Consider the following 12,572-nt stretch of genomic DNA (forward strand, 5'->3'; position numbering starts at 1 on the left):
GCCTAGGGCATTGAAAAAGCCTCAAAAATCTTCGTTGGCAAATTAGCAGTCTTGGTTAATTTGCTAATCTTGTCCTGTTGGAGTTGGGTTAAAACATTTTTCTGAAGCTCTAACGATTGTTGGGTCTTGGTAGCCTCAGCCACTAGGACCTGGTGCTTGGCTTTGAGTTCCTTTAACTCTTTCAACGTGACCGAATCCTCTTCTTTGGCTTTGTCAATCACCTCATCTCGGACTTCTTGGGGAGTAGATGGAGAAGCCAATGCGGAGATGACTTCCCCCGAAAAACTTCCAAGGCTTGGAATTTTATCGCCAAAAACTTTAGCCGCATTGATAAAGTTATATGCGGAGCTTTTGCTCATCTCAAACTCAGAATTAAGCCAATCCAAGAAATGGCCATGGCCCAATCTTTTGAAGTGCATCATCACGGACGGGTTCAGGTAATTCAGGGGTAGATAAAGCGTAGAGAAGTGACTTAGTTTGTTTCAAATTGGAACAAACTACTTCTGGAATTGAACGATACACATTTATGAGTCGGTAAGCTGTGACCTTGCTATACCTTGTTTTTGCCTCAACCCAGGCCTAAAACTTACCCCCAGGCCCATATTGAGCCATATCATCTTGAGCCTCAGCCAAAACCTTACCCGCTTGCCAAAGGGCATTTTCAGCAATGTCGTAATAGCTGTTTACCAACCGCTCACGGGCCTGCATCCGTTGTGTGGCCTGGGCTTACTCAATCACAAAGAAATAGCGTAACGATTCAGGATAATCTCCCTCAATCAAGGCCAACACATCATAGGGGCAGGAATCGGGAAACTGCGCCTGGGGCAGCTTTGTCTCCACTGAGGCTTTTTTCACTGCCTGGACATACCACTCTGATTCACTAGACCGTAAATACCCGTTCAAACTGGGTGAGTCTTTTAGTGAATCACCAATCTCCTGCAATCCATCCAAGACACTCGATACCCAACTGTTGTGATAGTCCGTTGCGGTAGGTTGTGCCTCTAGCTTAAGGAGATGCAAAATTACCCTGATCCACTGTGACTTAAGTGCATGGCGTTCTGAGCGTCCCAAACTTTCTACCTCCTCAATCAACGCCGCCATATCCAGGCCTGCAAAGTCACCCGCCTTTAATCGCCTAACGGTATCCGCTACCCAATCGGCGTAGTCTGTCTCGTATAAGGTCTGAACCGTTTGCATAGCTCTACTCCTGCTCATCAATTTTCATCAGCAAATCAAATTCTCGCTCTAGGGCTTCGACAATCACCCGCCGCAACCAGGCCCCCCGTTTAGGCATGGCCCGCACTAACCGATACGCCCGAACTGGCAGCCTAACCGCTACTACCTTATCGGCTAATGGCTCAGTCGTATTATCTTGTCGTTTGAACTGTTTGGCTTTAAGGGCTGGTGTCTGAATAGGGTGAGGATTAGGCATTGCTCATTACTCAATAGTTAATCTCAGACTATCACGGTTAACAAGGATTGATTGGATTCAATAGCAGAATGTACTTTTTGGGCAAAAGTCCAATGACTTTAAGGGATTAAATCACCGTTAACGGTGCTATCTTTAAGTCAAGAGGAACAGAACACCGCCTCGATGCCCCCAAAGCTGGTAGCCAGGCCACTTGCGAAAGGCAGTAAAGCATTCTCGATGGGGTTCATCCGCCCCCTTTTCAGGAAATGGATGCCGCTACAGCACGTTTACCCAAAGGATTTTAGGTATGGATGAGACCCTTCTCGAACTTGCCTCCGTAGGCATTGATATTGTTTTTGACAGCCTTCAATTAGCGTTATCGTTAGCCCGATTCACCATTGCGTTAGGGACATTAACCCGTGAAGCTGCCCAGGTCAGTTATGAGGCGGGTAAAGCAACTCGTAAAGTCGTGCAGCCTTGGATTGATTGGGTTGCGGAAGAAATTAAAGCCTGTCAGCCCCAAACTGCCAGATTAACTATTCCCGGTTTAGCTGACCCTTGGGAGGGTGAAGTTAACATTCAATCCCAGTCCACAGCCAATCAAGTCATCTCATTTCCCCGTTTAGCTCCGGTTTCCATTGCGGGTTATCTCGCCCCAGGCCTGGATGTGATTCCTACTCCATCCAATGCCATTGCCCCCTACAAAGGGTTAGGGATTCGTGAATTACGTCAAGTCGCCAAGTCCAAAGGCATTGCTAAGTATTCCCGCAAAGATAAAGCCACGTTAGTGAAGGAGTTGGCCATCGTTTAAGTTCACCCAGGCCTGGGAAGTGACTAACCAGCGCATTGATTTACCACACGCTTAAGAGGATCGCATCATGCTACAGACCGAAGTGAAGCAAACTGCTTCTGAGTCCAATTACTTCGTCCATTACCTCAATGGGGTTGCCGCCAAAGTGGAAATGTTAACCTTTTCCATCAATCCGTTTTGTAATGCACAATCTGGGCAGTTAACCAGTTTTCAAGCTGAAGCTATTACTGAGAGCCTAGAAGAAATTTTCGATGAACTGAAAAAGTTAGCTTCATTTGCTGCTAAACATTCTTAGCCAATTTATATTGCCAGGCCTGGGGAGTGACTAACCAGGCTTTTTTTAGTTCAAATTAACATTAAATAAAACGATAAAATGGAGAAAACCCGAGTAATTATTATGACTGAAACACTGTATAGAATTGGCTCTGCAATTTATCGGCTTGATACTGATAATTTTGCATTGGAGAAGGTTGCTTACCCAGGTCAAATTAAGCGCACCCAACGATTAAGAAAAGTTGTAAACCGGATACCGGCCGGGACAGGGATTTACCAGAAGCATCAGCAACGCTATCCCATTCCCAAGGAATATCGTCAACAGTGGGAAGATGAAACAGCTCAAGAACGCGCAGAACGGGATGCAAAGTTAAATGGCTATATTGACGAAACCGCTAACCTGATTCACCAAAAGCATGGTGTGGTTGTTTCAGGGAGCCGGGAAACACCGACCTGGTTAACCAAAAATGGTCATGCGGAATTTCTGAACCACATCCATGAAATGCTCGACAATGCCAAGAACTTAGGCGTATCCACGTTTCATACCCAGCACAAACGGAATTGGGATGAATACAGTCCGCATTATGGCAAAGTCAGCCGCCTTCGGTCTCCTAAACCCTTAACTGTCACGTTTCGCCCCAATCCACATCCCGAAGCTCCCAACCACGCCATTGCCCACTATGACGACACCACCCATGTTATTCATCTCGGTAATCCAGGCCTGGGGCAATTAGACAGCTTTGCTGATTATGAACGGGGGATGTTGACCAAAAACCAAAAAGCATCTATCCATCCCAACGACTATGCACGGTATCGGCATCGTGGGTACTGGGCTTTACCTGAAGCTACCTTTAGTCATGAATTAGGCCATGCACTCCACAGCACCCGCACTAAAGCCTTGGGGCATCGCTGGGACAATAACCAACATGGAGAATGGTCAAAATGGGAGCCGCATGAAATTAAGGCCATCAAACAACATTTATCCCGGTACGGTGCTGATAGTGCGGGCGAGCTTGTGGCTGAAGTGACCTCCAGGCTATTGCATGGTCAGCCCGTCAACGAACACGCCATGAAGCTGTATCGCTTGGTAGAGGGCTATCTATTCCAGACGGACAAAATTCCTGAACCTGTATGGAGGTATTAAAAATGCGCCTTGACCCAATCCCTGGAGAATCTTGGAAGCAGCACAAAGAACGACTCCTCCAGGCCAGAGCCAAGCTACTTGGATGCTCCGTTGAGACACTGCGAGCAATGGGGAAACGTCACAAACAACAACCAGACTCAGATGACACGGATAAACGCAATGAGCATCCTAAACGATTCAGTTGAGTGTTCACCCCAGGCCTGGAGGTATTGAGATGACACGCCCCATAGACCCGTTGTACTTCTTCTTTAACGTCCCGGCCGAGAACCGATTAACCTATCTAAACTCCCTTAGCCCCCAGACCCTAAAACGACTGGCTTATGGACTCGTTAAAAGAGGCTATTTAGCCACTGCGAACCGAGACGAGTTAATCGCCCGAATCAACACAGTTCAGGGGCATTTCTTTGCTGACTTTCTACCTTGAACGGAATTGATCATCTGGGAAAATCCCCACATAGCTTTACCCATTTCCCGAACGTCCAAAAATGGATATTCGATAGTCCATAATCAGCAAGTCTTACACTCATTGACCCTGTGGGGGACAACCCAGATGCAGCGAACCATTCCTGGCCTGGTAGCAATCTTATTATTTACTCTCCCAGGCCTGGCCCAGACTTCCCAACCGCAAACCGTCACATCCTATGGGGCGACGGAATTTGATGCTCGGAACGCCTTAATGAGTCAGATTCAAGGCCTGGGGCAAATGGCAGGAGGCATTTACTGTGAGCCGATGTACCGCTTGGATGACCGGAATCAGCAAGTAATTTGGCAGTACCAATGTCGGGGAACAGTATGGCAACAGAAAAAACAAATCTGACTTATCCTAAAAATCGTGCAAACCCTTTTCTAGCAAGGGTTTCAGGGTTTATGTAGACTGACCCAGATTTATTTTTGCCTTCAGCCGTTGCTGTTTTGTAGCCACTTTGTATTCACTGCTTACGCTCAGAAATGCTCTTATCCCTTACCAGGCCTAGGTTATCGGTAATCGCCTGAATCATTGTCCATGACCTTTTTTTCCGGTTTTTGCTATCATTTTCCCTATTTTTGTTATAACTTTGTCACCATTTGTACTCACTTTTTGATCACAATTCACCTCTGGTGTATCTGGCAAATTGACCAGATGGGCTTGGGGGGATGGGGGAGGGATGATAATCATTAGCGGGCCTGCGGAGTTGGTACAGGGATCGGGATGCCCCCTGTTTGATTCCGGGCGGGTTGCTGGTCAATTTGTTGTTGCTCAATCCGGCTTTCCACATAGGACTTAAGCTGACCCGTTGTGATCGTTTCAAATCCTGTCCCGTTAGCCCGAGTCCCTGACAAAACCCAATAGGTGCTTTCCGTTACGCCAAGGGGAAGGTTATCACGGCGGTCTTGGATTAAATCAAGAATGGTTGTCCAACCGCCTCTGGCAAAATCTAGGCTATGGGTGCGACCGACCACATAATATTCCTTCGGTTCTGCACTTGGGTCATGCCAATTCTCATACAGCCGTAACCGAGTATGGGGTCGGAAATGGGCTTGTCCCCGCACCTGTACCTGAACCCGGCGAATGGCATATTCAGTCCAACGCAAGACTTCCAACGCCATTGAAACCGCAAATGCCGCCCGTGAATCATTGCCAGCAAAGGGGTCAGGAGCCGATTGCTTATAAAATGTAGTTTCTAAGGGGTAGTTAAGTGGGATAGGCCGCACCCCACCATAGGTTTTGATCGAGGTGACGTTGATCGGCGTTGCGGGTAATGAGGATTGTTCACCCCCGGCCCCAGAACCGCTGTAGGGCGTTGAAACAACTTTCACATAGTTTGACAAATGATCCTGGGTCAGTCGGTCTGCCCAGTTTACTACTTGCCAACTGGGGAGTTCATAAAGGGGTAAATCTTCCCAGTTCCGCAGCAACCGCTTTGTGATGGCAGCATCAGGAAATAACTGTCCTTGGGATTGACCTTTGGCTCCTTCAATCTGGGCCAGAAAGTACGGATCAACAAGGGCCTGGTCACGACCGGAGAACGGTTGTTTCTCACTCACAATCGCCCCAGTATGATCTACAAAAAGTACCGATAGCCCCAGGCCATTCACCGCTTCGGGAAATAAAGCTCGTACACCGCCCCAAACAGTAGTATTTTGATTGGGAATCGCAAACTGATAGGGCATCATTAATGGGATTCGGGTACGGGCAATCCAACCAGTCGGTTCATCCCAATATTTCTCAACGAAGTGCCGCAGGAGCATATAGTAAACCACCAACGGCTTACTGGGGAATCGAGTTGCTTCTAGGGAGATCGCCCGTCCAGTCGAGACCCTAGCATAGGTATCAAACAGCACCACCGCATTTTGATAGACCTGACCGTAGGATTCCCCGGTAATTTGCAGTACCGTACTGGCAGACCCTTCACTGACCGATGTGGTTCGGCCAAAAGCGGAGATAATGCCCCGGATTAACAGGTAGGGAGAGGCTTCCAAATAGTCATCCCCTTTGACTTCGTAGCCTTTGCCCGTCAAGAACTGATCTGAAATTTTGAAGCTGTTTTCTACGACCCGTGGATCATTCTGAACTGGGGTTTCTTTCTGCTGCCGTTGGGCATTTTTGTTATCGTCAATCACATCAAAGTCATTGTTAATGTCGGAGACAATGGGCCGATCCGGTAATACCAGAAGTGGATCATCATCTCGACAGGCATAGGCTTCTAAAATCAGCCCCGGTCGGAGCCGTTCCAGGAGTGCCTCATTGCGGAGCGTGGTTCGCATCGTCAGCGTCCAGGCCCCGGCCGGTTGCAAAATACTATGCTGGTCTCCCCAGGAAATGAGGTCGCTAAACTCATCGCCAAAGTCAATATGGGACTTGGTTTACGGGTCATAGTCCGAATTGCAAAGCTGATACTGCTGTTTTGCTCGTTGTTGATCTTGACCGCTGGATTGTACGGCCCCAGAACTTGCACCATATTAAATTTCCTCTAATAGGTCTGGGGAATGGAACAGAGATGATTCATTGAATTGCTATTGAACTTTATTTACCCGCCATAGGTATTGTGTCCCTTGTTTCTCCAACCGATGAAAAACAAAGCCATAGCGAGAAAATTCAGACCCTTGGGCAATCTTCCCAAGGCCTAGAATCGTAGCTAAATCATGGCTGGGTAGAAGCCAACCATTTTGGGCCGCCTTATCCAAGGCTTCTAGTCGCTCAACCAATAATGCTGTTTCACTTTGCCGGGGAGTCATGGACAGGATTTCAGCCACCAACTCTAAAGACTGATTCAGGGAATTAGGTGAGAGTGCTGTGGTAGTGGATTTCACCAAGCTTGCGGAGGATTCAATTAATTCACTGAACTCTGACAATGTGCCACCTTGGGCAAGGGTATCGTCAGCCTGGTCAAGTTTTGCCATGTCTTGTTGGGTAACGTAAGCGGTACGGCCAATGCGTTGCGGCTCAATCCCTAACTTAGCAAAGCGGCCATAGAGAGCGGGTCGCTTCAAGCCATACCGTTCTACCAGCATAGATACCGGGACTAAATCAACTTCAGACATTCACTCACCTTTCACTGAATTCTCTGAACCGTCACTGAACATTCATCGAATTCAATGAACTTATGCTTTATCAGGTCTGATGTTATGAGAAATTAAATGGATAAAAACCTTACAAATTCGTTAAGAAATAGCCTGGAGATAGCCTTGATTGCTGCGGTGACTTGAAATATAGGCTCCCTCAAGCTCTAGCCATCCATAGCGTTAAACCAAACCCATAAGGAGGCCCCCCATGGCCACATCTCTCCATAGTCTGCTGGCAGAATTGCGAGAAGCAGCCACATCCAACAGAGACATGGGAGATCGGTTTGAACGCTTAGTCTTCACTTTTCTTAAAAATGATCCGCTGGATGGGATTGATGCCATTGGTAACGGTTTGACCTTAGCCTTGATTAGCATTCACGGGAATCTCAGTGATTCCTTGACTAAGCTTGCTGCACTGAAGTGGAGTTAGGGTTTGTTCAAACGCTGATAAACATGGGGCTGTTATAGCTCCTTTACTTATGCCGTTATTTGTGTGAGCTTTGCTGCTTTTGGATCATAGGTAAACTGATCCAGCGTCCCGTCCTTAATTTTTTCAATGACTTCCTCAATCACATCAAGCGGCACTAGGAACCACTCTCGGAGCTGAACTGGTGTGCCAAATCGATCCAGTAACTCCATCTCTAAGCGGGCCTGGCTAAAAAACTTGTGCAGCAGTCCCTCCAGTTTTTTCCGGTTAACATTCAGCAGTTTGAACTGGGTCACAATTTCCACCTCAGCCAGCAGATACGTTGGGTCTTTCTTGGCATTCGCAATGCGGTGCTTGACATCTCCCCCTGTCACGCCAATTTTGTGAATCACATCCCGATTTTGGGCAATAAATGGGTGATCCGACTGACTCCTGAGGACATAAATGTAACCCGTGGGTAAATCCTCATCATCAGCATCCTGATTGGTAAACAATGGCCCTAAGTTTGGATTTGTGACCCGGCGGCTAGTCTTGTCCTTATTCAATGCCCGTTGGAGAGAACGCAGCAGCAAGTTACTCTCTGTCCCATTGCTATAGACCACTCGCAACCGCCGATCTGGTTTGCCATAGTCACTGATAAATTGCTCCCCCATCTCGACAACCATTACCATTTGACCATCCAAGATAAAGATGTCTCCCGCCTCCACGTTGGCATTGTCCTGATATTTAATCGTTTGCCGAACACCCGTTTTTAATTCCTGCTGAACTTTCTCGAAGATGGGCTTGAATTTTTTGAAGTCTGGGCAGGTAGTACGTTGGGCAATTTCTTCGGCAGCTTTGATTTCCTGGCGAGAGCGGACATGGGTGAGTTGAGTAATGTCATCTTCTAACGTCTCATCAATTCCCAAAGACTTAAGTAGGGCTTCATCATCCTCATCGTCTGATTCCGAAAGAGTTATATCCGCTGGAACAGCGTTGAGTAAACCGTGGGTATCTAAAGGGGTTAAAACCGCTTGACATTCCTCAGATTGCCGTAAACGATCCAGCCTAACCGCATAAATCCGCTCGAAAATATCTTGGTCATCCCCGTGTTGGGGTAATCTGCCTGTTTCTAGGAAAAATCGTTCAATTTCTTCAAAGCCAGAAATAATGCGTTCTTCACGGGCAGTCCGTTGTGCTTGGGGAGATGGGGTTATATCTACACCCAAATCCTCAAGGAGTTCAATATCCTCTTCAGTGATCTGGTTAGGCATTTTTCTGTTCCTTGGCGTTCTTTGCTAAAAATGCAATTCCCTCAGCCATCCGCTTTTCCCACGGATCCACAGCCGTAATAGATGGGAGGCGACCCTTTTCTTCCTTAAATCGTTTGGCTCGTTTCACAAGCTCTCGGGCCTCATCTAGGGTTAGGTTAACTCGCCTGGCCGCAATCACAGCCGCAACTTGTTTGAGGCGTTCCTCACTGATGGATTTGGCTAGGATGGCGTAGGCTTCTCCAAAGGGATTAATCCGATCAATCAAATCCATATCCAGTTCTGTCACAGAGAAAGCAAACTGCCGTACTCCATCCAATAGAGCCGTATTTTTAGATATTGGACTGCTCTCGCTACTTGTTGTATCAGTTCCATAACTGCCGCTCGGCTCATTCAAAATGGCATCATTCAAAATTTTCTTGCTCTGTTGAACCATATTCAAGGCAGCAACAGCGTGTTGGCGTACCGCCTCTTGATCTTCAGGTTCCAGAGTTGGGAATTTCTCTTGAACAATTTTGCCCATCCGGATTTGGGTCAGTTCTTCGGGGACTAATTCCTCGTCAAACAGGCCCCGCTCCAGACTGGGTTTATCTTGAACGAAGGCGGTCACTAGCTCAGTTAAGTCCTCTTGGCAGATACGCTGGGCCTCTGGGCTTTTGGGTGCAGCCAGGCCATTGATTTCGATTTGAATTTGCCCGGTCTCGTTATGAACCCCGACATTGCACTGGCCGATTTGATAGCCTGTTTCCCCATAGTCAAAGCCTGGGGTGGGTTCATTTTGTGGATGCTTGGGTTTGAACTCAAAACGGGGCGCGAGTACCTGTTCCATGAGTAAACTGGCGGCAATGGCTTTGAGGGTATCGTTCACGGCTTCTGCAACGGCTTCCTCACTCGCATCCGGTTCAGCAATCAAGTTGGTAAAGCGGGCTTTGGTCTTTCCAGGGGCATCTCGGGTAGCTCGCCCAATGATCTGAATAATTTCGGTCAAGCTGGAGCGATAACCAATGGTCAAGGCGTGTTCACACCAAATCCAGTCGAATCCCTCTTTGGCCATGCCTAGGGCAATAATGATGTCCACATGGTCACGATTGTTTTTCTGGGTTGAGTCTTTGAGGGAAGCAACAACTTTATCTCGTGTGGTTGGGTCATCATCCACAAGGTCAGCAATTTTTAAGATAGTGCCATCGGTAAGTTTGACCAGTTGAAAGCCTGTGTTTGGGTCTGTCCCTTGCCATTCCCCCAATTCCTCGATGATGTGTTCGACTTCACGGATTTTGTCTTTGGTACTTTCGCGGGAATTGACGTTGGGAATGTGGAGGATTGTTTTTTGCTTGGGATTAAGTACCTGGGTAATTTCATCGGTGTAGCTCCCGGTATAGAAGTAGTAGCCAATATCCAGTTGCTTCAGGTATTCATAGCCGTTTAGTTGTTCGTAGTAGGTATAGGTGACAGTCTCAAAGCGGGCCTCGTCTTCAGGGTGGAGTACGGCTTCGGAATCGCCCCGAAAATAGGAGCCGGTCATGGCCACAATATGGGTTTTGTCCCGACTGATGAGTTGCCGGACATGATCTCCAAGTTTATTATCTGGATTTGCAGAAATATGATGAAATTCATCTACGGCAATTAAACGATCATCTAAGAGTTCAATGCCGAATTTATCCACGGCAAACCGAAAGGTAGCATGGGTGCAGACGAGAACTTTGGCGGAACTGTTGGTGAATTTTCGGAAGCTCTCGACTTTACCACCATCGGTTCCAGGGGCATCACAGAGGTTCCATTGCGGTTGAACCACCCAATCTGCCCAAAAGCCATATTGACTTAGGGGTTCGTTATGAAAGCTGGCTCCGATGGACTTTTCTGGGACTACGATGATGGCTTGCTTCAGGTTTTGGTTTTCTAGTTTGTCCAGGGCAATGAACATCAGGGCGCGACTTTTGCCGGATGCGGGCGGGGATTTGATCAGGAGATATTGTTCGCCTCGTTTTTGATAGGCCCGTTCTTGCATGGGCCGCATTCCCAGGCTATTGGCTTTGGTGGAGGTTCCGGCCTGGGCGTAGGTGACGGAAACGGAGGGGATAATGGGGGGCTGACTCATGGAACTCTCTTGGTTAAAGATTTGCGTTTAAGCACTAAAAGCCTTGTATTACAGGGGCTTCAAGCTTTAGACCTGGGAAATATGGATTTGCGTTTAAGCACTTCTACGCTCCAAAGGGGATGTAACAGGTATATCGTGTCGATCTATCTATTGCTGTCACCAATACCCATCACAGCATGCGCCAATTTCAACTTGAGTTCTTCACTAAAATCCTCCTCAAAGATAAGAGACTCAATTAGTTCACCCAAAAGCTCTTTGGAAACTTTCCCTTCTGCTACCCAGACAACAATATTTTCCATTTCTAGCACAAACTTTTTTACCAAAAAATCATAGCCATTAATCTCTAGAAAATAAGCTCCTAATACAATGCTAGAACGCTTATTTCCATCAATAAAGACATGAAATTTGTTGACTGCAAAAACTAGGTGAGTTAACTTGTGGTGAATCTCAGGGTAATAAAGATCATTTTGAATGTGTTCTAATGCACTCTCTAGTAGCCCGAGATTACTAATTCCCGGATAACCCTCTGAGTTTTCAATGATCCAATCATGTTCCTTAACCGCATAGTGAATATCAAAGTAAAAAAAACTTGCTGCCACAGCTTATCGATCCTTCAATCGCTTAAATACAGCTAAAACAACCGGATCGGAAAGTTGCTCTTCTAAAGAACGGCTGGCCTCTCCTAAAAATTTCTCAAAGTCGCTCTCTGGAATACTTTGAATATACGCTTCTAATTTTTGATGCAGAGCATCCCGAAATCCTAAATCACGACTAGCCATTTTGATACGAGCCTCTTCAATAATAGGCTTTAGGTAAGGATTTTGCTCTGCTGATTTAAATAGTGAGTCAGCCTCTGTTGGTTTTAACTTCCTTCCCAACTGTTCTGACTTGGCTTTTAGTTCTGCTGCTAAACCATTCTCTAGACTGGCGATAGCAGTTAGAACTTCAGCATACATGGTGTCGCGGGGGCAATCGTTTTTACCTAGGCTGAGAATCTGCTTATACTCTTCCGCCTTCTCTAGGAAAACAATCTGATACACTCTGTTAGTATAAAAGCCATATTTATACTTGCCCATATCCAGGTAATTATCAAGAGCTTCGGTAAACGTCTTCCGATAGCTAAATTCTTGATAGGCCGCAGGTAAGTAGTTTTTATCTCTCTGGTTAATGTATTTAGTGTGTCCGCCCGTCCGTTGGGCCACTACGTCAATGACAATATCTAAGATACGGGAGCGAATGGAGCGGGCACGATCACTCTCCACCAGCACCATTGCCAAGTTGAGGGCTGCTCGAAAAGTGAACACACCTAGTACCGTGGTTTTGGTACCGTAATCAGTTACGGTAGCATCGGTCAAAGCCTTGAATTCTCGGAGTTTCCGGCCTCGTAGCACCGTATAGCCATTGGCACTCAGTTCATCGCTGTGGCTGGCTAGGTACTTTTCGACGGTACTTTCGCTCACCCCAAAAATCTCAACTAGCTGCTGTTTGGTAAATAAGAGTTCCCCATCATAGTAAGTACCTCCTAATCCTAAGTGTTCTTCAATTTTTTCTAGGGCATAGCGATTGTTGAGAACATTCTGGCGATCGAGGGGCGATGAAGTTAAATCTTTTGCCATTA

At 46.9% G+C, this 12,572-nt stretch carries 17 protein-coding genes; 7 read left to right on the top strand and 10 right to left on the bottom strand.

Annotated features, from left to right (window positions below):
- Positions 1-2: 2 nt before the first annotated feature.
- The 4 genes from SYN6312_RS09765 to SYN6312_RS09775 form a co-directional block, all read right to left on the bottom strand.
- Positions 3-359 (bottom strand): hypothetical protein, encoded by a 357-nt coding sequence (locus tag SYN6312_RS09765; protein ID WP_156804772.1) that lies wholly within the window; start codon positions 357-359, stop codon positions 3-5.
- Between the two features lie 220 nt (positions 360-579).
- The gene (locus SYN6312_RS20745) at positions 580-708 is read right to left on the bottom strand and encodes a hypothetical protein (protein ID WP_015124714.1); all 129 of its coding nucleotides are present in this window, start codon (positions 706-708) and stop codon (positions 580-582) included.
- Between the two features lie 18 nt (positions 709-726).
- Positions 727-1,197, bottom strand: coding sequence for a DUF29 domain-containing protein (locus SYN6312_RS09770; RefSeq protein ID WP_041430806.1), 471 nt, complete (start codon positions 1,195-1,197; stop codon positions 727-729).
- Positions 1,198-1,201: 4 nt separating this feature from the next.
- Entirely contained in the window at positions 1,202-1,432 is a 231-nt protein-coding gene (locus SYN6312_RS09775) for a hypothetical protein (RefSeq protein ID WP_015124716.1), read from the bottom strand.
- A 286-nt stretch (positions 1,433-1,718) separates the two neighbouring features.
- Between SYN6312_RS09775 and SYN6312_RS09780 the strand changes: the two genes are divergently transcribed.
- The 6 genes from SYN6312_RS09780 to SYN6312_RS09805 all read left to right on the top strand — a co-directional run bounded on the left by SYN6312_RS09780 (position 1,719) and on the right by SYN6312_RS09805 (position 4,456).
- Entirely contained in the window at positions 1,719-2,222 is a 504-nt protein-coding gene (locus SYN6312_RS09780; protein ID WP_015124717.1) for a hypothetical protein, read from the top strand.
- A gap of 67 nt (positions 2,223-2,289) precedes the next feature.
- Positions 2,290-2,517, top strand: coding sequence for a hypothetical protein (locus tag SYN6312_RS09785; protein ID WP_015124718.1), 228 nt, complete (start codon positions 2,290-2,292; stop codon positions 2,515-2,517).
- Between the two features lie 102 nt (positions 2,518-2,619).
- Positions 2,620-3,639, top strand: coding sequence for a hypothetical protein (locus tag SYN6312_RS09790; protein WP_015124719.1), 1,020 nt, complete (start codon positions 2,620-2,622; stop codon positions 3,637-3,639).
- 2 nt (positions 3,640-3,641) lie between these two features.
- Entirely contained in the window at positions 3,642-3,824 is a 183-nt protein-coding gene (locus SYN6312_RS09795) for a hypothetical protein (RefSeq protein WP_015124720.1), read from the top strand.
- Positions 3,825-3,853: 29 nt separating this feature from the next.
- Complete coding sequence (locus tag SYN6312_RS09800; RefSeq protein ID WP_015124721.1) at positions 3,854-4,063, top strand: hypothetical protein; 210 nt, start codon at positions 3,854-3,856, stop codon at positions 4,061-4,063.
- 126 nt (positions 4,064-4,189) lie between these two features.
- Positions 4,190-4,456 carry a hypothetical protein gene (locus SYN6312_RS09805; RefSeq protein ID WP_015124722.1) on the top strand — a complete coding sequence of 89 codons (267 nt, stop codon included), beginning with the start codon at positions 4,190-4,192 and terminating at the stop codon, positions 4,454-4,456.
- 338 nt (positions 4,457-4,794) lie between these two features.
- Here SYN6312_RS09805 and SYN6312_RS09810 read toward each other — a convergent pair whose 3' ends face one another.
- Entirely contained in the window at positions 4,795-6,384 is a 1,590-nt protein-coding gene (locus SYN6312_RS09810; protein ID WP_015124724.1) for a hypothetical protein, read from the bottom strand.
- Between the two features lie 249 nt (positions 6,385-6,633).
- Entirely contained in the window at positions 6,634-7,161 is a 528-nt protein-coding gene (locus SYN6312_RS09815) for a hypothetical protein (RefSeq protein ID WP_015124725.1), read from the bottom strand.
- A 229-nt stretch (positions 7,162-7,390) separates the two neighbouring features.
- On the opposite strand from SYN6312_RS09815, the gene SYN6312_RS09820 reads away from it, so the two are divergent.
- A complete protein-coding gene (locus tag SYN6312_RS09820) occupies positions 7,391-7,612 on the top strand; it encodes a hypothetical protein (RefSeq protein WP_015124726.1) in 222 nt (73 codons plus the stop codon).
- Positions 7,613-7,659: 47 nt separating this feature from the next.
- Here the strand turns inward: SYN6312_RS09820 and SYN6312_RS09825 are convergent, their stop codons facing one another.
- The 4 genes from SYN6312_RS09825 to SYN6312_RS09840 form a co-directional block, all read right to left on the bottom strand.
- Positions 7,660-8,862 carry a GIY-YIG nuclease family protein gene (locus SYN6312_RS09825; protein WP_015124727.1) on the bottom strand — a complete coding sequence of 401 codons (1,203 nt, stop codon included), beginning with the start codon at positions 8,860-8,862 and terminating at the stop codon, positions 7,660-7,662.
- Positions 8,855-10,954, bottom strand: a complete 2,100-nt coding sequence (locus tag SYN6312_RS09830) for a DEAD/DEAH box helicase (protein ID WP_015124728.1) — start codon at positions 10,952-10,954, stop codon at positions 8,855-8,857. The genes SYN6312_RS09825 and SYN6312_RS09830 overlap by 8 nt, the downstream gene beginning before the upstream one ends.
- 143 nt (positions 10,955-11,097) lie before the next feature.
- Complete coding sequence (locus SYN6312_RS09835) at positions 11,098-11,553, bottom strand: type II toxin-antitoxin system death-on-curing family toxin (RefSeq protein ID WP_015124729.1); 456 nt, start codon at positions 11,551-11,553, stop codon at positions 11,098-11,100.
- Positions 11,554-11,556: 3 nt separating this feature from the next.
- Entirely contained in the window at positions 11,557-12,570 is a 1,014-nt protein-coding gene (locus tag SYN6312_RS09840) for a hypothetical protein (RefSeq protein ID WP_015124730.1), read from the bottom strand.
- Positions 12,571-12,572: the final 2 nt, after the last annotated feature.

This window comes from Synechococcus sp. PCC 6312 (genome assembly GCF_000316685.1).
Taxonomy (GTDB): Bacteria; Cyanobacteriota; Cyanobacteriia; order Thermosynechococcales; family Thermosynechococcaceae; genus Pseudocalidococcus.